The 23015-nt window shown below is 64.0% G+C and carries 23 protein-coding genes; 19 read left to right on the top strand and 4 right to left on the bottom strand.

All coding sequences use genetic code 11. The features are described 5' to 3' along the window. Positions 1 to 59: 59 nt before the first annotated feature. From RFM41_RS10665 to RFM41_RS10645, 5 genes are all read left to right on the top strand, one after another. A complete protein-coding gene (locus tag RFM41_RS10665; protein WP_320245208.1) occupies positions 60 to 698 on the top strand; it encodes an SGNH/GDSL hydrolase family protein in 639 nt (212 codons plus the stop codon). A gap of 27 nt (positions 699 to 725) precedes the next feature. After that, positions 726 to 2192 carry a dihydrolipoyl dehydrogenase gene (gene lpdA / locus RFM41_RS10660; protein WP_320245207.1) on the top strand — a complete coding sequence of 489 codons (1467 nt, stop codon included), beginning with the start codon at positions 726 to 728 and terminating at the stop codon, positions 2190 to 2192. A gap of 102 nt (positions 2193 to 2294) precedes the next feature. Further along, the gene (locus RFM41_RS10655; protein WP_027170010.1) at positions 2295 to 2552 is read left to right on the top strand and encodes a GlsB/YeaQ/YmgE family stress response membrane protein; all 258 of its coding nucleotides are present in this window, start codon (positions 2295 to 2297) and stop codon (positions 2550 to 2552) included. 188 nt (positions 2553 to 2740) lie between these two features. Further along, entirely contained in the window at positions 2741 to 3706 is a 966-nt protein-coding gene (gene lipA, locus RFM41_RS10650; RefSeq protein ID WP_320245206.1) for a lipoyl synthase, read from the top strand. Positions 3707 to 3712: 6 nt separating this feature from the next. Beyond that, the gene (locus RFM41_RS10645) at positions 3713 to 4168 is read left to right on the top strand and encodes a type II toxin-antitoxin system RatA family toxin (protein WP_320245205.1); all 456 of its coding nucleotides are present in this window, start codon (positions 3713 to 3715) and stop codon (positions 4166 to 4168) included. Here RFM41_RS10645 and RFM41_RS10640 read toward each other — a convergent pair. Next, a complete protein-coding gene (locus RFM41_RS10640) occupies positions 4165 to 4653 on the bottom strand; it encodes a CinA family protein (protein WP_320245204.1) in 489 nt (162 codons plus the stop codon). The two genes, RFM41_RS10645 and RFM41_RS10640, sit on opposite strands and share 4 nt — an antisense overlap. After that, complete coding sequence (locus RFM41_RS10635) at positions 4650 to 5879, bottom strand: bifunctional 2-C-methyl-D-erythritol 4-phosphate cytidylyltransferase/2-C-methyl-D-erythritol 2,4-cyclodiphosphate synthase (RefSeq protein WP_320245203.1); 1230 nt, start codon at positions 5877 to 5879, stop codon at positions 4650 to 4652. The genes RFM41_RS10640 and RFM41_RS10635 overlap by 4 nt, the downstream gene beginning before the upstream one ends. 253 nt (positions 5880 to 6132) lie before the next feature. Here RFM41_RS10635 and dusB point away from each other — a divergent pair, with 253 nt between their 5' ends. The 8 genes from dusB to hflX all read left to right on the top strand — a co-directional run bounded on the left by dusB (position 6133) and on the right by hflX (position 16298). Then, positions 6133 to 7161 (top strand): tRNA dihydrouridine synthase DusB, encoded by a 1029-nt coding sequence (dusB, locus tag RFM41_RS10630; protein WP_320245202.1) that lies wholly within the window; start codon positions 6133 to 6135, stop codon positions 7159 to 7161. Next, entirely contained in the window at positions 7158 to 8300 is a 1143-nt protein-coding gene (locus RFM41_RS10625; RefSeq protein WP_320245201.1) for a two-component system sensor histidine kinase NtrB, read from the top strand. Before dusB ends, RFM41_RS10625 begins: the two co-directional genes overlap by 4 nt. Further along, positions 8297 to 9757: a nitrogen regulation protein NR(I) gene (gene ntrC / locus RFM41_RS10620; RefSeq protein WP_320245200.1), complete on the top strand. Its 1461-nt coding sequence runs from the start codon at positions 8297 to 8299 to the stop codon at positions 9755 to 9757. The genes RFM41_RS10625 and ntrC overlap by 4 nt, the downstream gene beginning before the upstream one ends. Before the next feature lie 121 nt (positions 9758 to 9878). Continuing rightward, a complete protein-coding gene (locus tag RFM41_RS10615; RefSeq protein WP_320245199.1) occupies positions 9879 to 12170 on the top strand; it encodes a sensor histidine kinase NtrY-like in 2292 nt (763 codons plus the stop codon). Further along, entirely contained in the window at positions 12160 to 13521 is a 1362-nt protein-coding gene (gene ntrX / locus RFM41_RS10610) for a nitrogen assimilation response regulator NtrX (protein ID WP_320245198.1), read from the top strand. The genes RFM41_RS10615 and ntrX overlap by 11 nt, the downstream gene beginning before the upstream one ends. Before the next feature lie 136 nt (positions 13522 to 13657). Then, a complete protein-coding gene (locus RFM41_RS10605; RefSeq protein ID WP_320245197.1) occupies positions 13658 to 14521 on the top strand; it encodes a D-amino-acid transaminase in 864 nt (287 codons plus the stop codon). Between the two features lie 142 nt (positions 14522 to 14663). After that, positions 14664 to 14909 carry an RNA chaperone Hfq gene (gene hfq / locus RFM41_RS10600; RefSeq protein ID WP_006202172.1) on the top strand — a complete coding sequence of 82 codons (246 nt, stop codon included), beginning with the start codon at positions 14664 to 14666 and terminating at the stop codon, positions 14907 to 14909. Further along, positions 14910 to 16298, top strand: a complete 1389-nt coding sequence (hflX, locus tag RFM41_RS10595; RefSeq protein WP_320245196.1) for a GTPase HflX — start codon at positions 14910 to 14912, stop codon at positions 16296 to 16298. Between the two features lie 8 nt (positions 16299 to 16306). On the opposite strand, the gene mazG is transcribed toward hflX, so the two are convergent. Both mazG and RFM41_RS10585 read right to left on the bottom strand, forming a co-directional pair. Next, positions 16307 to 17131 carry a nucleoside triphosphate pyrophosphohydrolase gene (mazG, locus tag RFM41_RS10590; protein ID WP_320245195.1) on the bottom strand — a complete coding sequence of 275 codons (825 nt, stop codon included), beginning with the start codon at positions 17129 to 17131 and terminating at the stop codon, positions 16307 to 16309. Positions 17132 to 17202: 71 nt separating this feature from the next. Then, complete coding sequence (locus tag RFM41_RS10585) at positions 17203 to 18387, bottom strand: amino acid aminotransferase (RefSeq protein ID WP_320245194.1); 1185 nt, start codon at positions 18385 to 18387, stop codon at positions 17203 to 17205. A gap of 133 nt (positions 18388 to 18520) precedes the next feature. On the opposite strand from RFM41_RS10585, the gene RFM41_RS10580 reads away from it, so the two are divergent. The 6 genes from RFM41_RS10580 to RFM41_RS10555 all read left to right on the top strand — a co-directional run bounded on the left by RFM41_RS10580 (position 18521) and on the right by RFM41_RS10555 (position 22683). Continuing rightward, positions 18521 to 19051 carry a sigma-70 family RNA polymerase sigma factor gene (locus RFM41_RS10580; RefSeq protein WP_430691481.1) on the top strand — a complete coding sequence of 177 codons (531 nt, stop codon included), beginning with the start codon at positions 18521 to 18523 and terminating at the stop codon, positions 19049 to 19051. Continuing rightward, complete coding sequence (locus RFM41_RS10575) at positions 19048 to 19821, top strand: anti-sigma factor family protein (RefSeq protein ID WP_320245192.1); 774 nt, start codon at positions 19048 to 19050, stop codon at positions 19819 to 19821. The genes RFM41_RS10580 and RFM41_RS10575 overlap by 4 nt, the downstream gene beginning before the upstream one ends. Positions 19822 to 19855: 34 nt before the next feature. Next, positions 19856 to 20572 carry a Bax inhibitor-1/YccA family protein gene (locus tag RFM41_RS10570; protein WP_320245191.1) on the top strand — a complete coding sequence of 239 codons (717 nt, stop codon included), beginning with the start codon at positions 19856 to 19858 and terminating at the stop codon, positions 20570 to 20572. A 177-nt stretch (positions 20573 to 20749) separates the two neighbouring features. After that, complete coding sequence (locus RFM41_RS10565; protein WP_320245190.1) at positions 20750 to 21625, top strand: aldose 1-epimerase family protein; 876 nt, start codon at positions 20750 to 20752, stop codon at positions 21623 to 21625. A gap of 3 nt (positions 21626 to 21628) precedes the next feature. Continuing rightward, positions 21629 to 22039: a hypothetical protein gene (locus tag RFM41_RS10560; protein ID WP_320245189.1), complete on the top strand. Its 411-nt coding sequence runs from the start codon at positions 21629 to 21631 to the stop codon at positions 22037 to 22039. Between the two features lie 83 nt (positions 22040 to 22122). Continuing rightward, entirely contained in the window at positions 22123 to 22683 is a 561-nt protein-coding gene (locus tag RFM41_RS10555; protein WP_320245188.1) for a lysozyme inhibitor LprI family protein, read from the top strand. Positions 22684 to 23015 lie beyond the last annotated feature (332 nt).

Raw genomic sequence — 23015 nt, 5'->3', positions numbered from 1 at the left:
TTCGCACGCCGGCGCGTCAGGCGTTCGCAGCCAGATTTCGGCAAGGGTGGGGCAACCGCATGAAGACAATTCTCTGCTACGGCGACTCGCTGACCTGGGGCTACGACGCCGCCAGCCTCGGCCGTCATGCGCTGAAGGACCGCTGGCCGAGCGTGCTCGGGGCCGAGCTCGGGGACGACGTCGAGGTCATCGCCGAAGGTCTCAACGGCCGCACCACGGCCTTCGACGACCATCTGGCCGGCGCCGATCGCAATGGCGCCCGCGTCCTGCCGACGATCCTGACCAGCCACGCGCCGCTCGATCTCGTCATCATCATGCTCGGCGCCAATGACATGAAGCCTTGGATCCACGGCAATCCGGTTGCCGCCAAGCAGGGCATGCAGCGCCTGATCGATATCGTGCGCGGCCATGATTTCCCATTCGATTGGGACGCGCCGCAGATCCTCATCGTCGCGCCACCGGCGGTGACGCGCACCGACAATGCCGAATTCAAGGAAATGTTCGCCGGCGGCGACGATGCCTCCAAGCGTCTGGCGCCGCAATATTCAGCGCTGGCCGACGAGGCCGGCTGCGGCTTCTTCGACGCCGGCACGGTCGCCACCACCACGCCGCTCGACGGCGTCCATCTCGATGCGGAAAATACGCGGCGGATCGGCCAGGCCCTGGCGCCGCTCGTGCGTGTCATGCTCTCACTCTAACCCTCAGAAAGATCAGGGAGAAAACCCGTGGCTGAATCCTACGACGTCATCATCATCGGCTCAGGCCCCGGCGGCTATGTCACGGCGGTGCGTTCCGCCCAGCTCGGCTTCAAGACGGCGATCGTCGAGCGCGAACACCTTGGCGGCATCTGTCTGAACTGGGGCTGTATCCCGACCAAGGCGCTGCTGCGCTCGGCCGAGATCATGCATTATTCGGACCACCTCAAGGACTACGGCCTGAAGCTCGAGGGCGGCAAGGTCAGCCCCGACACGGCCGCCGTGGTCGACCGCTCGCGAAAGGTGTCGCTCAGGCTGAACACCGGCGTCGGCTTCCTGATGAAGAAGAACAAGGTCGATGTCATCTGGGGCGAGGCGAAGCTTTCCAAGGCTCCTTCCGGTGACAAACTGGGCGAAATCGTCGTTTCGAAGACCGCGAAGAAGCCGATGGAACCGCAGCCGCCGGTGCCGAAGGGCATCAAGGGCGAGGGCACCTACACCGCCAAGCACATTATTCTCGCGACCGGCGCCAGGCCGCGCGCGCTGCCGGGCATCGAGCCGGACGGCAAGCTGATCTGGACTTATTTCGAGGCGATGGTGCCGAAGGAAATGCCGAAGTCGCTGCTGGTGATGGGTTCGGGCGCCATCGGCATCGAGTTCGCTTCCTTCTACCGCACCATGGGCGCGGACGTCACGGTCGTCGAGCTGCTGCCGGCAGTGATGCCTGTGGAGGACGCCGAGGTCTCGAAATTCGCCCAGAAGCAGTTCGAGAAGCAGGGGATGAAGATCATCCTCGAAGCCAAGGTGACCAAGGTCGAGAAATCAGCCAATTCGGTCACCGCACATGTCGAGATGAAGGACGGCAAGGTCGAGAAGATCACCGCCGACCGCATGATCTCGGCCGTCGGCGTGCAGGGCAACATCGAAAATCTCGGCCTGGAGGCGCTCGGCGTGAAGACGGATCGCGGTTGCGTGGTCGTCGACGGCTATGGCAAGACCAATGTGCCTGGCATCTACGCCATCGGCGACGTCGCCGGGCCGCCTATGCTCGCCCACAAAGCCGAGCATGAAGGCGTCGTCTGCATCGAGAAGATCGCCAATTTCCCCGGCGTGCACGCCATCGACAAGCTGAAGATCCCCGGCTGCACCTATTGCAGCCCGCAGGTCGCGTCCGTCGGCCTGACCGAAGCGAGGGCCAAAGCCGAGGGCAAGGACATCCGCGTCGGCCGCTTCCCGTTCAGCGCCAACGGCAAGGCCATCGCGCTCGGCGAGGACCAGGGCTTCGTCAAGACCATCTTCGACAAGAAGACCGGGCAGCTTCTCGGCGCGCATATGGTCGGCGCCGAGGTGACCGAGCTCATCCAGGGTTTTGTCGTGGCGATGAACCTGGAGACAACCGAGGAAGAGCTGATGCACACGATCTTCCCGCATCCAACGCTGTCGGAGATGATGAAGGAGAGCGTGCTCGACGCCTATGGCCGCGCTTTGAACGCATGATAGACTGGCTGCGCGAGACTCATACGCGGCAGCCGGAGAAAGCTGACGGCAAGACAGTTCATATCCGGATGCATTTTCATCTGATCGAGGAGGAACTGGCATATGCATTTGAATGGCGTCGGCTGGATCGCAGCCATCATCGTCGGCGGCCTGGCTGGCTGGCTCGCCGAGATGGTCATGAAGAGCAACACCGGCATCTTCATGAACATCATCATGGGGATCGTCGGCGCTGTGGTGCTGAACGCGATCCTGCAGGCTCTCAACATCCAATCGTTCGGCGTCGGCTGGGTCGCCTATCTGATCACCGGCTTCATCGGCGCCTGCCTGCTGATCTTCGTTGGACGGCTTGTTCGCCGCTAAGGCGCGCAAATGCGTCGCTAAGGCGCGCGGATGCGTCGCTAAGGCGCGCGAATGCGTCGCTGAACGAAAGCCGCTATGCGAAAAAGGCCGTGGCGGCATGCGCCGCCGCGGCCTTTTTCTTTGCTTCGAAAAGTCCTAGATGACGACAGACAGGCGGCTGTAGAACATGCAGCCACGAAGGGTTTGAGATGGTCACAGTCGTAGACACGATCGCCAACCGGCCGCGCCCGCGGCATCCCGAGAAGGCGCACCGGCCCGACCAGGAGGTGCTGCGCAAGCCCGACTGGATCCGCGTCAAGGCGCCGGTTTCCAAGGGCTATGCCGAAACGCGCGAGATCGTGAAGTCGAACAAGCTGGTGACGGTGTGCGAGGAAGCCGGCTGTCCGAATATCGGCGAATGCTGGGACAAGAAGCACGCCACCTTCATGATCATGGGCGAGATCTGCACGCGCGCCTGCGCCTTCTGCAATGTCGCGACCGGCATCCCGACCGCGCTCGATCCGGATGAGCCGGCGCGCGTGGCGCATGCCGTCAGGCAGATGGGGCTGAGCCACGTCGTCATCACCTCGGTCGACCGCGACGACCTGGCCGATGGCGGCGCGCAGCATTTCGCCGACGTCATCCGTGCCATCCGCGCGGAAGCCCCTTCGACGACGATCGAGATTCTGACTCCCGACTTCCTGCGCAAGGACGGCGCGCTGGAGATCGTCGTTGCGGCCAAGCCCGACGTCTTCAACCACAATCTCGAAACCGTGCCGTCGAACTACCTGACGGTTCGCCCTGGCGCCCGCTATTTCCATTCGATCCGGCTTTTGCAGCGGGTCAAGGAACTCGACCCGTCGATCTTCACTAAATCCGGCATCATGGTCGGCCTCGGCGAGGAGCGGAACGAAGTGCTGCAGTTGATGGACGATCTGCGTTCGGCCAATGTCGACTTCATGACCATCGGTCAGTATCTGCAGCCGTCGAAGAAGCACCATCCAGTGATCCGCTTCATCCCGCCGGACGAGTTCAAGTCCTACGAGACCATCGGCAAGACCAAGGGTTTTCTGCTCGTGGCGTCGAGCCCGCTGACGCGCTCCTCGCACCATGCCGGCGAGGATTTCGCCAGGCTGCGCGCGGCGCGCGAGGCGCAGCTCGCGAAGGCCAGCTGACCTTCAATGCCGAAATTCGAGGCGACACGCCGCGTCGCGCATACACCCGATGAGATGTTCGCGCTGGTGGCGGACATCGAGTCCTACCCGCAATTCCTGCCGCTCTGTGAATCGCTCGCCGTGCGCTCACGCAAGGAGCGTGACGGCCGCACCATCCTGGTTGCCGACATGAGCATCGGCTACAAGGCGATCCGCGAGACCTTCACGACGCAGGTGCTGCTGAAGCCCGATGAGAACGCCATCGACGTCAAATATATCGACGGTCCGTTCAAATATCTCAGCAACATCTGGCGCTTCGACCCGGCCGAGAAAGGCTGCGAAGTGCATTTCTTCATCGACTACGAATTCAAGAGCCGCATCCTGGGCGCGGTGATGGGCACGATGTTCGACCGGGCCTTCCGCATGTTCTCGGAAGCCTTCGAGAAACGCGCCGACGTCATCTATCGTGCAAAGCCGGCCTAACGTTCGCCAAGAGCCTGCAACCCGAGTTGCAGCGCGTGCCGCACCGTCTCGTGCCGGATGAATTCGCGGCCCTTTTGACCAAACAGCTGCTGCTCCGCGACAACCGGCTGTCCTGCAAGCGCTATCCCGAACCAGACAAGGCCGATTGGCTTTTCCGCCGAGCCGCCGCCCGGGCCGGCAATGCCGGTGACGGCGAGCGACAGGCTTGCTTGCGAATGCGTCAGCGCGCCCGCCGCCATCTCCAGCACCGTCTCGCGCGAGACCGCGCCATGCGCCTCGAGCGTGGAGGCGGAAACGCCGAGCATCTCCATCTTGGCTTCGTTGGAATAGGTGATGAAGCCGCGATCGACCACGGCGGAGGAGCCGGCGATGTCGGTCAGCGCGGCGATGATCAGGCCGCCGGTGCAGCTTTCGGCCGTCGCCAGCATGATGCCGCGCTGCTGACAGGCCTGGAGCAAAGCAATAGCAAGTTCGGCGTTGCTCATGCTGGCACTTCTCCCGGATAGACGACGCTGGCGGTGGCGATCGCGGCGATGCCTTCGCCACGCCCGACAAAGCCGAGCTTCTCGTTGGTCGTCGCTTTGATCGAGATGCGCTCGGGGGCGATGCCGAGCATGGCCGAAAGCGCCTCCGTCATCGCCGCGCGATGCGGCCCGACGCGCGGCGCCTCGCAGATCAGCGTGATGTCGGCATTGGCGATGCGGCCGCCGCGCTCGCGCACCAGCTTTGCCGCATGCTCGACGAAGATCTTCGAGGCAGCACCCTTCCATTGCGGGTCCGAGGGCGGGAAATGCGCGCCGATGTCGCCGGCGCCGCAGGTGGCAAGCAGCGCGTCGGTCAGCGCATGAAGCCCGACATCGGCGTCCGAATGGCCGGAGAGCTTTCGCTCGTAGGGAATGGCGACGCCGCAGAGCGTCACATGGTCGCCGGGCTCGAACGCATGCACATCGTAGCCGTTGCCGGTGCGAATATCCGGGAAGCGCGTCTGCGCGCTCGAAAGCCGCTGGTCGGCCAATGCGATGTCCCTTGCCCAGGTGAGTTTGACGTTGTCCGGCGATCCGGGAACGATCTTGACCGGTATCTGCGCCCATTCGGCGATCGCCGCGTCGTCGGTGAACTCGGTCTTGCCCAGGTGATGCGCCTTTTCATGCGCGGCGAGCAGCGGCCAGAACGGAAAGCCCTGCGGCGTCTGCGCGGCATGCAGGCCGGCTCTCGACACCGTCTCGTCGATCATCCCGGTGGCCGATTCCCGCTTCAGCGTGTCGGCGACGGGCAGCGCCGGCAGCGCGCCCTGGCGCTCGCCGATGGCTTCGATGGTGCGGTCGATCAGTCCGGCGTCGACGAACGGGCGCACCGCATCATGCACCAGCACTTTTGCCGGCGCCTGCTCCCTCAGTGCCAGGAGGCCGAGCCGGACGGACGCCTGGCGCGAAGGGCCGCCGATCACCGCGACAAGGCGATCGCCATGCGCTTCGGCCGCGCGTTGGAAGAGTTCGGCGTCGTCGGCGTGGATAGCCACGACCACGGGACCGATCAGCGGATGGGAAAGGAAGATATCCAGCGTATGCGCGATGACGGCGCGGCCGCCGATGCGCTGATATTGCTTCGGACCGTCGGCCTGTCCGGCGCGCGCGCCGCGGCCGGCGGCAACGATCACCACCCCGATCCCGCCGCTTGGGGACGCCGCTTGCGTTTCGCTTGCCTCGCTCATTCCGATCGGTCCTAGAGCCGGATGATTTCAGGCCGATTCGACCTGAAATCTGAATCCGTCTCTAAATCAAAGAAGTAGAGCATGATGTCGGCCGAAAACCGCTCACACTTTTCGGCATCATGCTCTAGTCGGGGTGATGGCCGAAGGCCAGCTTTTTCCAAAATGCGCCTTAATGTGACGTCATTGCGCGTTGCACAATGCCACACTTCTGGCTAGAGAATGTGCAACGATCGAACATGCTTGGTTTTTGTGCATGGCTGAACTGACCACATTGGCATCGCCACTCGATGTCGGCGGGGTAAAAATCCGCAATCGGGTTTTCCTCGCGCCGATGTCCGGCATCACCGACGAGCCGTTCCGGCGCCGCGCCCATGCGCATGGCGCGGGGCTGGTCGTGTCGGAAATGGTGGCGAGCGGCGAGCTGGCCAAGGGCAGGGCCGGCTGCGACCTGCGCATCCGCCACTCCGGCCTGCCGGTGCATATGGTGCAGCTTGCCGGCCGCGAGGCCGTCCATATGGCCGAGGGCGCGCGGATCGCGGCGGGCGAGGGCGCCGACATCATCGACATCAACATGGGCTGCCCGGCCAAGAAGGTGACTGGCGGCTATGCCGGTTCGGCGCTGATGCGCGACCTCGACCACGCCCTATCGCTGATCGAGGCGGTGGTCGGCGCCGTTTCGGTGCCGGTGACGGTCAAGATGCGGCTCGGCTGGGACGAAAGCGCGCTCAACGCGCCGATGCTGGCGCGCCGCGCCGAACAGGCCGGCGTCCAGATGGTGACCGTGCATGGCCGCACGCGCTGCCAGTTCTATCAGGGCAAGGCCGACTGGCGCGCCATCGCGCGCATCAAGGAAGCCGTCTCGATTCCCGTGGTGGCCAATGGCGATGTCGGATCGCCGGAAGAGGCGGCGACTATCCTCGAACAGTCCGGCGCCGACGCGGTGATGATTGGCCGTGCGCATTACGGCGCGCCGTGGGTCGCGGGCAGTGTCGCGACCGCCGCCGCTGGCATATCCGCGCACGGCATTCCCGAAGCGGCGAAAGCGCTCGCCGACTATGTCGTCGCACATTACGAAGACATGCTGTCGCTCTACGGCGTCGAAAGCGGCCTGCGCCAGGCGCGAAAGCATCTCGGCTGGTATCTCGACCGGCACGTGGCCGGCGTTTCCGCCGAGCTGCGCCAGCGGATCCTCACCTCTTTCGAGCCTTGGGAGGTCATGCGCGGACTGCGCGAGGCATTTGCCGGCATTGTCGCGCCGACCGAGATGCGGAGCGCAGCATGAAGGCGAATCTTCCGCAGCAGGCCGACATGTCGGATGCCGCCAACATCGTGCTCAACACCATCCGCCGCCCTGTGATCATGGTCGGTCCCGACGGCTTCATCACTTTCGCCAATGCGGACGCCGAGGACTTCTTCCGCTCCAGCGCGACCATGCTCGCCCGCAACACGCTGTCCAAGCTGGTGCCCTTCGGCAGCCCGCTGCTGACGCTGGTCGACCAGGTGCGCGAGCGGCGGGCGCCGGTCAACGAATACCGCGTCGACGTGTCGTCGCCGCGCCTCGGCATCGAGAAGATGGTCGATCTCTATGTCGCGCCGGTGCCGGAGTTTCCGGGCTCGGTTGTCGTCATGTTCCAGGAACGGTCGATGGCCGACAAGATCGACCGCCAGATGACGCATCGGGGTGCTGCGCGCTCCGTCACCGGCCTTGCCGCGATGCTCGCGCATGAGATCAAGAACCCGCTCTCCGGCATCCGCGGCGCCGCCCAGTTGCTCGAGCTTTCCGCTTCCGACGAGGATCGCGCGCTGACCCGCCTGATCACCGACGAGACCGATCGCATCGTCTCGCTGGTCGACCGCATGGAAGTATTTTCCGACGAGCGGCCGATCGAGCGCTATCCGGTCAACATCCACGTCGTACTGGATCATGTGAAGGCAATTGCCAAGAACGGTTTTGCAAGACGGATCAAGATCTTGGAGGAATATGATCCATCACTGCCTCCGGTCTTCGCCAACCGCGACCAGCTGATCCAGGTCTTCCTAAACCTGGTGAAGAACGCCGCCGAGGCGATCGGCGCCGACCCGCAGGGCGAGATCGTGCTGTCGACGGCTTTTCGCCCGGGCATCCGCGTTTCCGTGCCTGGAACGCAGGACCGTGTCTCACTGCCGCTGGAATTCTGCGTGCATGACAACGGCCCCGGCGTTTCCGAGGACATCCTGCCGATCCTGTTCGATCCGTTCATCACCACCAAGCCGAACGGCTCGGGACTCGGGCTGGCCCTGGTCGCCAAGATCGTCGGCGAGCATGGCGGCATCATCGAATGCGATTCGACGCCACGCGGCACGACGTTCCGCATCCTGCTTCCAGCCTGGAAGGAGGCTGCGCCAGGCGCCGGCGACGAAGCTGAAGGAGACCGCAAATGAGCGCTCACGGCAATATCCTGGTCGCCGACGACGATGCTGCGATCCGCACCGTGCTCAATCAGGCGCTATCGCGCGTCGGCCACGAGGTGCGCGTGACCTCGAATGCCTCGACGCTGTGGCGCTGGGTGGCGGCGGGCGAGGGCGATCTCGTCATCACCGACGTGGTGATGCCGGACGAGAACGCTTTCGACATGCTCCCGCGCATCAAGAAAGCGCGGCCGGAGCTGCCCGTCATCGTCATGAGCGCCCAGAACACGTTCATGACCGCCATCCGCGCCTCCGAGACCGGCGCCTATGAATACCTGCCGAAGCCCTTCGACCTGACCGAGCTGCTCAACATCGTCAACCGGGCGCTTGCCGAGCCGAAGCGGCCGAAGCTCGATGCCCGCGCGGAAGACCAGCCGGAGACGATGCCGCTGGTCGGCCGTTCGGCCGCCATGCAGGACATCTACCGCATGCTGGCGCGCATGATGCAGACCGATCTCACGGTCATGATCAGCGGCGAATCCGGCACCGGCAAGGAGCTGGTGGCGCGCGCGCTGCACGAGTACGGCCGCCGCCGCGGCGGCCCGTTCGTGGCCATCAACATGGCGGCTATCCCGCGCGACCTCATCGAATCGGAGCTGTTTGGCCACGAGAAGGGCGCCTTCACCGGAGCGCAGAACCGCTCCAGCGGCCGTTTCGAGCAGGCCGAGGGCGGCACGCTGTTCCTCGACGAGATCGGCGACATGCCGATGGAGGCGCAGACCCGGCTGCTGCGCGTGCTGCAGCAGGGCGAATACACCACGGTCGGCGGCCGCACGCCGATCAAGACCGATGTGCGCATCGTCGCGGCCACCAACAAGGACCTGCGCACGCTCATCAACCAGGGCCTGTTCCGCGAAGACCTGTTCTATCGCCTCAATGTCGTGCCGCTCAGGCTGCCGGCGCTGCGCGAGCGGTCCGAGGACATTCCCGATCTGGTGCGGCATTTCTTCAAGCAGGGCGCCAGCGAGGGCCTGCAGACCAAGCGCATATCGTCCGGCGGCATCGAGCTCATGAAGCGCTATCCCTGGCCGGGCAACGTGCGCGAGCTGGAAAACCTGGTGCGCCGGCTGGCCGCCCTCTACTCGCAGGACGAGATTTCGTCGGAGATCATCGAATCCGAGCTGAAAACCGGCGAAAGGCCGGTGGTGCCCGACGGCGGCGCGCTCATTCCGGACGATCTGTCGATCGGTCAGGCGGTCGAGCATTTCCTGCAGCGCTATTTCGCCTCCTTTGCCGGCGATTTGCCGCCGGCCGGGCTTTACCAGCGCATTCTCGCCGAGGTTGAATATCCGTTGGTGCTGGCTTCGATGACGGCGACGCGCGGCAACCAGATCAAGGCGGCGGAGCTTCTGGGGCTCAACCGAAACACGCTGCGCAAGAAGATCCGCGAGCTTGGCGTCAACGTCTACAAGTCGTCGAGGCAGCCGTAGCGTCACTTCGTCCTTTCGGCGAATTTTGCCCGGGAAAGATTATCTTCCCGGCCACACTTGTTGCATAATCGCCACAATGCGTTGCATACATCCGACGCTATGACCGACTCTGTACCGCGACATGGCAGCTGAGGCTCCGATCCTGACCCAACCGCTTTTCAACCAGACCGGCACCCGTGACGGGCGGCGGTTGCTGGCATTGCCCGGCGTGGTCGCCATTGCCGGCGCGATGATCACGGCGGCCATCTCGTTTGCGATCCTGGTCGGCGCGACGCCGATCGCGCCGACCGCCGACGCGACCTGGGCCTTGATCGCAGCCAATGCCGTCTTTGTCCTGTTCCTCATCGCCCTGATCGCCCGCGAGGTGCGCCGCATCGTCCTGGCGCGGCGCCACGGCAGGGCCGCCTCGCGGCTGCATGTGCGCATCGTCGCGATGTTCGCGCTGGTTGCCGCCATTCCAGCCATCATGGTGGCGATCATCGCCTCGATCACGCTCGACATCGGCCTCGACCGCTGGTTCGAAATCCGCACCAAGACGATCGTCAACTCGTCGCTGTCGATTGCCGACGCCTATGTGCAGGAGAACGCGCGCAACCTCCAGGGCACGACATTGTCCATGGCATACGATCTCGATGCCTCGCGCACGCTCTACGGTCTCGACAAGGGCGGTTTCCTCGACCTGCTGAACAAGGAAGCCGTCGGACGCGGACTGGCGCATGCGGCCCTGATCAAGCCTGACGGCTCGTTTGTCATGAACGCCAAGACCGACGCCGATTTTCCCATGCCGGAGCCGCCCACGGGCGCTGTCGACACCGCGTCCGATGGCAAGCCAGTGCTGATAGAACCGCGCACCCGCAACATCATGGGCGCCATCATCAAGCTGCGCGAGATCGAAGGGCTTTACCTCTATACGATCCGGCTGGTCGATCCCGACGTGATCAAGGCGCGCCAGATCGTCAAGGCCAACACCGACGAATACCGCAACCTGGAAGACAACCGCCGGACCTCGCAGGTCGCCTTTGCGCTGCCTTATCTGTCGCTCACTCTGATCATCACGCTCTCGGCGATCTGGACCGGCATCGCGGTCGCCGACCGGATCGTGCGGCCGATCCGCCAGCTGATCGGCGCCGCCGACGAGGTAGCGACCGGCAATCTCGACGTTGCCGTTCCCGTGCGCCAGTCCGATGGCGACGTCGCCTCGCTCGGCGAGACTTTCAACAACATGATCCTGGAGCTCAAATCGCAACGCAACGAGCTGATGTCGGCCAAGGACTTGATTGACGAGCGTCGCCGCTTCTCCGAAGCGGTGCTGGAGGGCGTCACCGCCGGCGTCATCGGCGTCGACCCTTACGGCATCATCACCATCGTCAACCGCTCGGCCGAGAGCATGCTGGCGATCTCGGCAAATGCGACACTCGGCCAGAACCTTTCAGCGGTCCTGCCGCTTGTCGGCCGCGTCTTCGAGATCGGGCGGCAGTCTGGCAAGCCGGTCTATCGCGAGCAGGTGACCTTCTTCCGCACCGGCCTGGAGCGCACCTTCAATGTCCAGGTCACGGTCGAGTCCGGTGACGACGGCGAGGAGGAGAAATCCTATGTGGTCACCGTCGACGACATCACCGATCTCGTCCAGGCGCAGCGTTCGTCGGCCTGGGCGGACGTGGCGCGACGCATCGCGCATGAGATCAAGAACCCGCTGACGCCAATCCAGCTCTCGGCCGAGCGTATCAAGCGCCGCTACGGCAAGGTCATCACCGAGGACCGCGAGGTCTTCGACCAATGCACCGACACCATCATCCGCCAGGTCGAGGACATCGGCCGCATGGTCGATGAGTTCTCGGCCTTCGCCCGCATGCCGAAGCCGGAAATGAAGGCGATCGACCTGCGGGAGTCGTTGCGCGAGGCCTCTTTCCTGGTCGAGGTCAGCCGCTCCGATATCGCCTTCGAACGGAGCTTCGGCAGCGAGCCGTTGAAGGGCACTTTCGACAGCCGCCTGATGGCTCAGGCCTTCGGCAACGTCATCAAGAACGCCGCCGAGGCGATCGACGGACTTGATGCGCAAGACCGTTCGGACGGCACAATCCGGATTCAGGCCGGACGCCAAGATGGCGCCATACGAATCGACGTTATCGACAATGGCAAAGGGCTGCCGCGCGAGAATCGCCAAAGGCTTCTCGAGCCCTATATGACGACGCGCGAAAAGGGGACAGGGCTTGGCCTCGCTATCGTCAAGAAGATCGTGGAGGACCATGGCGGCCGTCTCGAATTGCACGACGCGCCAGCGGATTTCCATGGTGGCCGGGGCGCGATGATCTCGATCATCTTGCCGCCGGCAACGGTCGTAGCCGCGCCGCCACGCGGTGAAGGTCGAAACGAACACGAAAGAGAAACTGAAAAGGTCGAAAATGGCGTCTGACATTCTCATCGTCGATGACGAGGAAGACATCCGCGAACTTGTCGCCGGTATACTGAGCGACGAGGGTCATGAGGCCCGCACGGCGCACGATGCCGACAGCGCGCTTGCGGCGATCGCCGATCGCGCGCCACGGCTGATTTTCCTCGACATCTGGCTGCAGGGCTCGCGCCTCGACGGCTTGGCTCTGCTCGACGAGATCAAGACCATGCATCCGAACATGCCGGTGGTGATGATCTCGGGCCACGGCAACATCGAAACGGCGGTGTCGGCCATCCGGCGCGGCGCCTACGACTTCATCGAGAAGCCGTTCAAGGCCGATCGCCTGATCCTGATCGCCGAGCGCGCGCTGGAAACATCCAAGCTGCGGCGTGAGGTTTCCGACCTCAAGCAGCGCAGCGGCGAGACCTTCGACCTGATCGGCATGTCGTCGGCCATGAGCCAGCTGCGGCAGACCATCGAGCGCGTCGCGCCCACCAACAGCCGCGTCATGATCGTCGGCCCGTCCGGCTCCGGCAAGGAACTGACGGCGCGCGCCATCCACGCGCTGTCGTCGCGCAAGACCGGTCCGTTCGTCACGCTGAGCGCGGCCACCATCACGCCCGAGCGCATGGAGATCGAGCTGTTCGGCACCGAATCGAACGGCACCGAGCGCAAGGTCGGAGCCCTTGAAGAGGCACATCGCGGCATCCTCTACATCGATGAAGTCGCCGACATGCCGCGCGAAACGCAAAATAAGATCCTGCGCGTCCTGGTCGAGCAGCAATTCGAGCGGGTCGGCGGCACCAAGCGCGTCAAGGTCGACGTCCGCATCATCTCGTCCACCTCGCAGAACCTCGAGGCGATGATCGCCGACGGCCGCTTCCGGGAGGATCTTTACCATCGCCTGGCGGTGGTTCCGGTCATGGTGCCGGGGCTCGCCGAGCGGCGCGAGGACATTCCTTACCTCGTCGACAATTTCATGAAGCAGATCGCGCGCCAGGCCGGCATCAAGCCGCGCCGCATCGGCGACGATGCGCTGGCCGTGCTGCAGGCGCATAACTGGCCGGGCAATGTTCGCCAGTTGCGCAACAATGTCGAGCGACTGATGATCCTGGCGCGAGGGGAAAATCCGGAAGCCCCGATCACCGCCGACCTTCTGCCCTCCGAGATCGGCGACGTCATGCCACGCACGCCCAACCAGTCGGACCAGCACATCATGGCGCTGCCGCTGCGCGAGGCCCGCGAGCAATTCGAGAAGGACTATCTGATCGCCCAGATCAACCGCTTCGGCGGCAACATATCGAAGACGGCCGAATTCATCGGCATGGAACGCTCGGCACTCCACCGCAAGCTGAAGTCGCTGGGTGTGTAGAAGCAATTCCAGGAAAAGTGCGCGGCGGTTTTCCGTCCGGAATTGCGTAAACTCTCAAGGGGCTTGGCCCACGCGATTGTCGGTTACGGCAGCCGTGGAATCGCCTAAGAAAGCCGGACGTTTCCCGAGGGTGTCCATGCCGCGCATTGCCTATGTCAACGGGCGCTATGTCGTCCATGCTCAAGCCAGCGTCCATATCGAGGATCGCGGCTACCAGTTCGCGGACGGCGTCTACGAGGTTTGCGAGGTGGCGCGTGGCCATATCGTCGACATGCCGCGCCACCTTGCCCGACTCAAGCGCTCGCTGAAGGAACTGTCGATCGCCTGGCCGGTCTCGGAAGGCGTCCTGCCGATGCTGCTGCGCGAGGTGGTCAACCGCAATGGCGTGGTCAACGGCCTCGTCTATTTGCAGGTGACACGCGGCGTCGCCAGCCGTGAGTTCGTGTTTCCGCCGGCCGGCACGAAGCCTTCCCTGGTCATAACCGCCAGGAAGGCCGATCCGGCCGCGAGTACGAAGCGGGTGGAGACAGGCATCAAGGTCATCACGGTGCCTGAGAATCGCTGGGACCGGGTCGACATCAAGAGCACGGGCCTCTTGCCCAATGTGCTCGCCAAGCAGAAGGCCAAGGAAGCAGGCGCCCAGGAAGCCTGGTTCGTCGACACCGACGGCAACGTCAAGGAAGGCGGCTCATCAAACGCCTGGATCGTCACCCGCGACGGCGTCCTGGTGACCCGGCCGGCCGAGCATGGCATCCTGCGCGGCATCACCCGCACGACGCTTTTCGATGTCGCCGCCAAGCTCGGCCTGAAGATCGAGGAGCGCGGTTTTTCGGTCGCCGAAGCCAAGGCCGCCCGGGAGGCCTTCATCAGTTCGGCCACCACGATTGCCATGCCGGTGGTCGAAATCGACGGCGCGCCGATCGCAAATGGCCATCCCGGTTCCATGACACTTTCGTTGCGGCAGGCCTTTTTTGACGTTGCGGAAAAAAGTCCAGCCTGATAACCGCACAACTGGAATGAACCTCAACTATCTCGTTCTGCTTGCCTTTGTATCGGCAAGAGGGGGTTTGCGCGCTTGACAGGTGCCGCGTAATTTGGCGCATTGGCCGCAAACCGAAGGGGATCGGCGAAAGACAAGAAAAATGGCGGAACGATCGCAAAACCTTCAGGACCTGTTCCTGAATTCAGTTCGCAAGAGCAAAAATCCACTTACCATCTTCCTCATCAACGGCGTGAAGCTGACCGGCGTCGTCACTTCGTTCGACAATTTTTGTGTGTTGTTGCGGCGTGACGGGCACTCCCAGCTCGTCTATAAGCACGCCATTTCCACGATCATGCCGAGCCAGCCGGTTCAGATGTTCGATGGCGAGGAAAGCCAGGGCGCCTGATTGGCACGTGACAAGGACGCGGACCGCAGCGTTCGCGGAAAACAAGGACATCAGCTCGGGCCGGAAGCCAAGGATCCGACCCGGGCCGTGGTCATTGTGCCGGTGCTTACCCGTCAGCTCCGCGGCGACGAGGAATCGAGTCGTCCGCGCCTGAGCCGTTCGGCGGATGCCCGCCACGACGAGGCGGTCGGGCTTGCCAGTGCCATCGATCTCAATCCGGTCCACACGGCGGTGGTGACGGTCGCCGACCCGCGCCCGGCGACGCTGCTCGGCAGCGGCAAGGTTGCAGAATTCGCCGACATCGTGAAGGAGCGCAAGGCGGAACTGGTCATCGTCGATCATCCGCTGACGCCGGTGCAGCAGCGCAATCTCGAAAAGGAACTGAACGCCAAGGTGCTCGACCGCACTGGGCTGATTCTCGAGATTTTCGGCGAACGCGCGCGCACCAAGGAAGGCACGCTGCAGGTCGAGCTTGCGCATCTCAACTACCAGAAGGGCCGGCTCGTGCGGAGCTGGACCCACCTCGAGCGGCAGCGCGGCGGCGCCGGCTTCCTCGGCGGCCCGGGCGAAACCCAGATCGAGTCGGACCGCCGCATCCTGCAGGACAAGATCACCAAGCTGAAGCACGAGCTGGAAACGGTGCGGCGCACGCGCGACCTGCACCGGGCCAAGCGCAAGAAGGTGCCGTTCCCGGTGGTGGCGATCGTCGGCTACACCAATGCCGGCAAGTCGACGCTGTTCAACCGGCTGACCGGGGCAGGGGTGCTGGCCGAGGACATGCTGTTCGCGACGCTGGATCCTACGTTGCGGCGCGTGCGGCTGCCGCACGGCACGCCAATCATCCTGTCCGACACGGTGGGCTTCATCTCCGACCTGCCGACTCATCTGGTCGCCGCCTTCCGCGCAACGCTGGAGGAGGTTGTCGAAGCCGATCTGGTGCTGCACCTGCGCGACATCTCCGATCCCGACACGGCCGCCCAGGCCGAGGATGTTGAACGTATCCTTGGCGATCTCGGCGTCGACGCCGCCGACACGACCCGCGTGATCGAGGTCTGGAACAAGATCGACCTGCTCGACGAGGGCAATCGCGAGCGGCTGCTTGCCGAAGGGGCGAGCGGCAAGTCTCCACCGATCGCCATATCGGCAGTGACCGGCGAAGGGCTGGACACGCTGAAAGCGCTTATCGAGACGCGCGTGTCGGGCGAGCTGGAAACGATGACGGTGACCTTGAGCCCGGCTCAGCTCGGCCACGTCGACTGGCTCTATCGCAACGGCGATGTCGTTTCGCGCACCGACAATGAGGACGGCAGCGTCACCCTTTCGCTGACAGCCACACACAGCGCCAAGCAGGAAATCGAGAACCGCCTGCGTCGCAAGAACGGCGGCTAACCAACTGTTTACTTGGCGCTTTTGGCCTTCTGCCAGAGCGCTTCCATCTCGTCGAGCGTGGCCTTCTCCAGCGAGCTGCCCGAAGCCGCCAAGGCCTGCTCGACATAGTGGAAGCGCGAGCGGAACTTCTCGTTGGTGCCGCTGAGCGCCGCTTCCGCATCGAGCTTGAGGTGGCGGCCGAGATTGACGACGGCAAACAGCATGTCGCCGAACTCGTCCTTGATGGGTGCTGCGTCGCCCGTGGCAAGCGCCTCGCGCAATTCGCCGATCTCTTCCTCGATCTTGTCTAGGATGGGTGCCGCCTCGCTCCAGTCGAAGCCGACGCGCGCTGCCTTCTCCTGCAGTTTCAGGGCACGCGTCAGGGCAGGGAGCGCCACCGGCACGCTGTCGAGAAAACCCTTGCCGTGATCCTCGGGATCAAGCCCGCGCGCGACGCGGGCGCTGCGCTTTTCAGCCTTCTCCTCAGCCTTGATCTTCTCCCACATGCCCTTGGCCATGCCGGCGCTGCGCGCCGTCTCGTCGCCGAAGACATGCGGATGACGGCGGATCATCTTGGTGGTGATGGCCTCGACGACATCGCCGAAAGCGAATTCGCCGATCTCCTCGGCCATCTGCGCGTGGTAGACGACCTGCAGCAGCAGGTCGCCAAGTTCCTCGCGCAGATCGTCGAAGTCGCCGCGCGCGATCGCGTCGGCCACTTCGTAGGCCTCCTCGATCGTGTAGGGCGCGATGGTCGCGAAATTCTGCTCGATATCCCACGGGCAGCCGGTCTTCGGCGCCCTGAGCGCCGCCATGATCTCGATCAGCCGGGAAATGTCCTTGGAGGGCTTCATGGATCGAGCCTATCCCGCGACCGGCGTCCGACCAATCCTGGCCGCACCCTGAAACGAGTTGTCCACAGCAGTCAGTCGAGCACCGAGACGATTGCCTTGGCGAGATCGTCCATGCCGTCCTCCGGCAGGCCGGCCACGTTGATGCGGCTGTCGCCGACCATATAGACGGCATGCTCGGTGCGCAGGCGTTCGACCTGCGCCTCGGTCAGCCCAAGCCTGGAAAACATGCCGCGGTGATCGGCGACGAAATCGAAGCGGTCGGAGTTGGACTGCCGGCGCAACGCTTCGGCGAAAGCGACACGCAGTCTCAGCATGCGCAGCCGCATCTCCTCGAGCTCCGTCTCCCAGTCCTTCCTCAAGGCAGCGTCTTCGAGCACCATGCGCACCGCCGCCGCGCCGTGATCCGGCGGCATCGAATAAAGCGCGCGCGCCGCCGCCAGCATCTGGCTCATCGCCACATCGGCCTGGGCGCCGTCCTTGGCCATGATCATCGCCGCGCCCACGCGGTCGCGATAAACGGCGAAATTCTTCGAGCAGCTCGAGGCAACGACCATTTCCGGCACCTTGCCGGCCAGCAGCCGCAGGCCGGTGGCATCGGCGTCCAGGCCCTCGCCAAAGCCCTGATAGGCGATGTCGACAAAAGGCAGCAGGCCACGCTCCAGGAGAACGTCGGCGACCTTGGCCCACTGCGTGGCGTCGAGGTTGGCGCCGGTCGGGTTGTGGCAGCAGCCATGCAGCAGCACGACATCGCCGCTGTTGGCCGTCTTGAGCGTCGCCAGCATCTCGTCGAAGCGCACAGCGCCGGAAGCGGCATCGAAATAGGGATAGTCGCGCACCTTGAGGCCGGCGGCGCGCATCACCGGCAGATGGTTCGGCCAGGTCGGATCGGACAGCCAAACCGTCGCGCCGGCGCGCGTGCGCTGCAAAAGCTCTGCCACCAGCCTGAGCGCGCCAGATCCCCCCGGCGCCTGTGCCGCGCGGATGCGCGAATGGTCGGCCTTCTCGCCGAAGGCGAGCTTGATCATGGCGGCGTTGAAGCCGGTATCGCCGGCAAGGCCGAGATAGGTCTTGGTATCCTGGCTCGCCAGCAGCCGCTTCTCGGCCTCGCGCACGGCGCGCATCACCGGCGTCCTGCCGTCGATATCCTTGTAGACGCCGACACCGAGATCGACTTTGCCTGGCCGTGGATCGTTGCGATAGAGGCCGATCAGGGCAAGGATCTTGTCGGCGGGCGCGGGCTGCAGGGTCTCGAACATCGAAAAGGACTCCAATGGCGGCGGAGTGATACGCAAATCGATCTCGCCGCGCCAGCGGTTTCCTCCGCTCCAGCGATACGAAAAGAAACGTCGGGCAGGGGATTAAAATCCCTACATGCTCCGTAAACAGGGCATGAAACGGTCGATGGCACGCTTCGATATCGTCGGACAGTTGGGGTCGCTGCGGCGCTACGCGCGCTCGCTGACGCGCGACAGCACTGAGGCCGAGGATCTCGTTCATGACGCGCTGGTGCGCGCCTATGAGCGGCGCACGACCTTTCGCTCGAGCGGCAATCTGCGCGCCTGGCTTCTGGCGATCGTGCACAACATCTTCATCGACCGCATGCGTTCGCGCCGTTCCGAGGCGGCGCGCATCGAACAGGCCGGCCTCGTCGCCGACCAGAGCGTGCCGGCCTCGCAGGATCATTCGGTGCGCCTGTCGCAGGTCCGCGAAGCGTTTCTTTCGCTACCGGAGGAACAGCGCTCCGCCCTGCATCTCGTCGCCATCGAAGGACTTTCCTACCAGCAGGCCGCCGAAGTCATCGGCGTGCCGCTCGGAACCTTGATGTCGCGCATCGGCCGCGCGCGTGCCGCGCTGCGCGAGATGGAGGAAGGAGCGCCGAGAGCCAAGCCGCATCTCAGGATCGTGGGAGACGATCAATGACCGCCATTGTCGACCCCGTGACCGATGCCGACCTCGACGCCTATGTCGATGATCAGCTGGATGTCGCTCGCCGTATCGAGGTCGAGGCTCACCTCGCCGCGCGCCCGGAAGCGGCGGCGCGCGTGATGTCCGACCTGAGGACGCGCGACGAACTGCGTGTTGCGCTTGCGGGACCTGTCGGCATGGCGCGTCCGGCCACGACAGAAGCGGCGCGGCGAGTGGAAAGGGCGCTTGCCAGGGGGCGTATCCTTGCCGTGCTGCAACGGGCCGCGGCCGCTGCCGTGCTGGTCGCGGCAGGTTGGCTAGCCAACGGCATCTTTGGGCCGATCGCGGTCACCAAGGTGGTCGCCTCGACGCAGCCGCCGGCCTATGTCGAGGATGCGGTCCGCGCGCACCGCACGACACTGGTGCGCGAGACGATGCCGTCGCAGCAAGAAGCGCCGGGCTACGATGCCGACGAGATCCGCGCCGCCACCGCGATCGTCATGCCTTCGCTGCCCGACGACTGGAAGATCCGCGACGTCCAGGTCTACCCCTCGCAATTCGGCCCGAGCGTCGAGATCGCGGTCGAGACCAGGGACCTCGGTCTTGTCTCGCTGTTCGCCATCAGGCCGGGCACATTCGATGTCGTGAAGCCGACGCTCGCGCCCTCCGGTGACATCTCATCGGCCTATTTCCAGATCGGCGAGGTTGCTTATGCGGTGGTCGGACGCGGCGACGCCGGCAGTCTCGACCGTGCCGCCGAAAAACTCGCCAAAACGCTCTACTGAAACCGACGCTCTACGGAGAACCAAGGAGAACCGAATGAACAGCCCCAATATGGGATATCGAATGGGCACCGGCGCCCAGGCCGGAGCCGTCTATGACGAGGGCCTGCGCAAGCACATGCTGCGCGTCTACAACTATATGGGCCTCGGTCTCGTCGTCACTGGCCTCGTCGCCTTCTTCGTGGCGTCGACGCCGGCACTCTATGTGCCGATCTTCTCCAGCCCGCTGAAATGGGTGGTTATGCTGGCGCCGCTCGCCTTCGTCATGCTCTTCTCCTTCAAGATGCAGACGATGTCGGCCTCGGGCGCCCAGGCGATGTTCTGGGCCTTCTGCGCCGTCATGGGCCTGTCGCTCGCCTCGGTGTTCCTGGTCTTCACCTCGACCAGCATCGCGCGCACCTTCCTCATCGCCGCCACGATGTTCGGCGCCACCAGCCTTTACGGCTACACGACCAGGCGTGATCTGACGCAGTTCTCGTCCTTCCTGATCATGGGCCTGATCGGCGTGGTGATCGCCAGCCTGGTCAACCTGTTCCTCGGTTCGACCGCGCTGCAATTCGCCATCTCGGTGATCGGCATTGCCGTCTTCGTCGGCCTCACCGCCTGGGACACGCAGACCATCAAGGAGCAGTATGCGGAGAATTTCGACGCGGAATCGCAGCAGAAGCTCGCCGTCTTCGGTGCCTTCTCGCTCTATCTGAACTTCGTCAACATCTTCCAGCTGCTGTTGAATTTCACCGGCGAGCGTGAATAGCCGGACCGTAGCAGGCAACACTGCTGACCTCGGCGTGGCCGGAGGGAAACCTCCGGCCCTTTCTGTTGGTCGGCCTCCCATCAAACCGACGAAGCAATGTAAGGCGTGGCCGCGCTTGAGTTCACGCGCGGCCTTTTGCTAGCCTGCCGGCCAGACCAGCCAGCCGCGAGGACGCAAATGGAACAGCTGACGCTTCACGCTGACGGCATTTCGGCGACCATTGTCGGGCAGGGGGCCGAGCTGGTCTCGCTGCGCGATGGCGACGGCACCGAGCTTCTGTGGCAGGCCGGCCCCGCCTGGCGCCGTCATTCCCCGGTCCTGTTCCCGATCGTCGGCCGTCTCAAGGGCGACCAGTTGCGGCATCGCGGCCAAACCTATCCGATGACGCAGCACGGCTTTGCCCGGGACAGGCTGTTTGCCTGGGCGGAGCAGGGGCCGACCTCCTGCACCTTGGTGCTGACGGATGATGCCGAAACCCGGACGCGCTATCCCTTCGCCTTTCATCTCGCCATCGGCTACGACCTGAAGCCAAGGCAACTCGGAGTGACCTTCGAGATCAGCAACACCGGCGACGAACCGCTGCCGGCTTCGATCGGCGCGCATCCGGCGTTCAATTGGCCGCTGCAGCCGGAACTGCCAAAGGAGGCTTATCGGCTGACCTTCGCCGACAATGAGCCGGCGCCAATCCGCCGCCTGAAGAACGGCCTGCTGCTGCCGGACCCGCAACCGACGCCCATCGAGGGAACGACGCTGACGCTTTCCGAAGAACTGTTTGTCGACGACGCCGTCATCCTCGACAAGCCGGTGAGCAAGAGCGTGCGCTATGCCGCCGGGCGAGGGCCGGCGATCGAGGTGTCGTGGCAGGAATTCAACGAGCTGGGCATCTGGTCCAAGCCTGGCGGCGCGCCGTTCCTCTGCATCGAGCCCTGGCACGGCATCGCCAGCCCCGTCGATTTCGACGGCGAGTTCGCCGACAAGCCGGGCGTCATGCTGATCGAGCCGGGCGGCCGGCGTGTGCTGAGCTACCGGATCGGCCTCACCCGGGAGCCGTGAGGCATGGCATATGCCATCAAGGCCGAGATCGAGGACTCGCAGGCCGAGACATTCGTCTTCGCCGCCCAGAAAACCATGTATGGCGGCAAGCATATTACCGAAGGCGACGTCATCTTTCTGTTCGCCAGCGAGAATGAAGGCGGGCAGGGGCTTGTCGCGCGGGGCGTGGTGACATCCTGCAAACCCATACCGAGGCGCCCCGATCTCGAACGCCAGACGCCGCGCGTCAGCGTTTCCATTCGCCGCACCGCCTTGGCGACGAAGCGGTTGGGACGCGATGAGCTCAAGCGCTTCAAGGATTGGAAGGACGGCCGGCCCGAGACCGAGCTGAATTTCAAATTCTACCGCCAGGCGACCAACAAGATCGTTGGTGTTTCAGACGAGGCGGCGGCGCTTCTCGAAGGGTTCTTCTAGCGCCGGCGGAACTGACAAGAGCTCAGCTCTTGTTGCAAAAGCCGTATTCTGCAACGCTGCAGCGGAAGCGGGGAGTTGCGGCGATGAAGAGCCTTCTGATGCTGGCGGGTCTTGGTTTGCTTCTTGCCGCCGGGTCGCCGGTGGCGGCCGAGGAGAAGCTACGTGCTTCCGACAAGGCGGCACTTGCCGGGTGCTTGAAATATGTCAGCGATTTTCAAGGCAATGTTCCCGGCGTGAACGACACGCCGACGCCGGCCATCCATATCGACAACGTAATCAAGCTCACCGGGCACGAGCCTGCCTCATGCATCAACTACGTGACCGAGTTGTGCTCCTTTGAGAGCGACGACGGTCGCTCGCAGCTGGGATTGATCGATTGCGCCAACCGCGAGGTCCGCGTGTGGGAGGATCGTCTCAACGCGACCTATGCGGCGCTGATGGCCAAGGCCGCGCCCAAGGCGCGCGAAGGCTATCGCAAGATGCAGCGCGCCTGGATCGCTTATCGGGACGCGCGATGCGCGGCCGAGGCATCCGCCGAAACCGTCAACACCGATCGTCAAAGCAACATCATCGTCAGCTGCGCGCTCGACGCGACGGCCAGGCAAGCGCTGATCCTCGATGATGAGCTGTCGGACCTGCAGTGATGCGGCATTGAGGGCGAACGCATCGCGAGTGTCCCGTGACCCATAAGCTGACTCGCCGAGCCTAGGAAACTCGCTGAGGCACGAACCGCGATTTGACCCAAAAGCTGTGCGGATTTTGACCCATAAGTACGGCAAAACGTGAACTTTGACGCATAAGCTCGATAAGTTTTTCCAGCTTGCCCTGGTGTTCAACGAAAGCCATCCTGTTGCCGCGTGCCGCGCCCCAAACCTGCCAGCCACCTTCAAGCAGTTGATCGGCTACGGCCGCGCCAAGTTGGCCTGTTATCCTTCATCGGCAGCGGCGACGGCCATGTGCTCAATTGCTCGGAAGC

Source organism: Mesorhizobium vachelliae (genome assembly GCF_033977325.1).
GTDB classification, from domain to species: Bacteria; Pseudomonadota; Alphaproteobacteria; order Rhizobiales; family Rhizobiaceae; genus Mesorhizobium; species Mesorhizobium vachelliae.
Note: the sequence above shows the minus strand (reverse complement) of the source record. Positions and strands in the feature narration are given on the sequence as shown.

Bases quoted from the DNA above. Each gene is read 5' to 3' on its own strand.
- RFM41_RS10665 (WP_320245208.1), top strand. From the start codon at position 60: ATGAAGACAATTCTCTGCTACGGCGACTCGCTGACCTGGGGCTACGAC.
- RFM41_RS10655 (WP_027170010.1), top strand. From the start codon at position 2,295: ATGCATTTGAATGGCGTCGGCTGGATCGCAGCCATCATCGTCGGCGGC.
- lipA (WP_320245206.1), top strand. From the start codon at position 2,741: ATGGTCACAGTCGTAGACACGATCGCCAACCGGCCGCGCCCGCGGCAT.
- RFM41_RS10645 (WP_320245205.1), top strand. From the start codon at position 3,713: ATGCCGAAATTCGAGGCGACACGCCGCGTCGCGCATACACCCGATGAG.
- RFM41_RS10640 (WP_320245204.1), bottom strand. From the start codon at position 4,653: ATGAGCAACGCCGAACTTGCTATTGCTTTGCTCCAGGCCTGTCAGCAG.
- RFM41_RS10635 (WP_320245203.1), bottom strand. From the start codon at position 5,879: ATGAGCGAGGCAAGCGAAACGCAAGCGGCGTCCCCAAGCGGCGGGATC.
- dusB (WP_320245202.1), top strand. From the start codon at position 6,133: ATGGCTGAACTGACCACATTGGCATCGCCACTCGATGTCGGCGGGGTA.
- RFM41_RS10625 (WP_320245201.1), top strand. From the start codon at position 7,158: ATGAAGGCGAATCTTCCGCAGCAGGCCGACATGTCGGATGCCGCCAAC.
- ntrC (WP_320245200.1), top strand. From the start codon at position 8,297: ATGAGCGCTCACGGCAATATCCTGGTCGCCGACGACGATGCTGCGATC.
- RFM41_RS10615 (WP_320245199.1), top strand. From the start codon at position 9,879: ATGGCAGCTGAGGCTCCGATCCTGACCCAACCGCTTTTCAACCAGACC.
- ntrX (WP_320245198.1), top strand. From the start codon at position 12,160: ATGGCGTCTGACATTCTCATCGTCGATGACGAGGAAGACATCCGCGAA.
- RFM41_RS10605 (WP_320245197.1), top strand. From the start codon at position 13,658: ATGCCGCGCATTGCCTATGTCAACGGGCGCTATGTCGTCCATGCTCAA.
- hfq (WP_006202172.1), top strand. From the start codon at position 14,664: ATGGCGGAACGATCGCAAAACCTTCAGGACCTGTTCCTGAATTCAGTT.
- mazG (WP_320245195.1), bottom strand. From the start codon at position 17,131: ATGAAGCCCTCCAAGGACATTTCCCGGCTGATCGAGATCATGGCGGCG.
- RFM41_RS10585 (WP_320245194.1), bottom strand. From the start codon at position 18,387: ATGTTCGAGACCCTGCAGCCCGCGCCCGCCGACAAGATCCTTGCCCTG.
- RFM41_RS10580 (WP_430691481.1), top strand. From the start codon at position 18,521: ATGAAACGGTCGATGGCACGCTTCGATATCGTCGGACAGTTGGGGTCG.
- RFM41_RS10575 (WP_320245192.1), top strand. From the start codon at position 19,048: ATGACCGCCATTGTCGACCCCGTGACCGATGCCGACCTCGACGCCTAT.
- RFM41_RS10570 (WP_320245191.1), top strand. From the start codon at position 19,856: ATGAACAGCCCCAATATGGGATATCGAATGGGCACCGGCGCCCAGGCC.
- RFM41_RS10565 (WP_320245190.1), top strand. From the start codon at position 20,750: ATGGAACAGCTGACGCTTCACGCTGACGGCATTTCGGCGACCATTGTC.
- RFM41_RS10560 (WP_320245189.1), top strand. From the start codon at position 21,629: ATGGCATATGCCATCAAGGCCGAGATCGAGGACTCGCAGGCCGAGACA.
- RFM41_RS10555 (WP_320245188.1), top strand. From the start codon at position 22,123: ATGAAGAGCCTTCTGATGCTGGCGGGTCTTGGTTTGCTTCTTGCCGCC.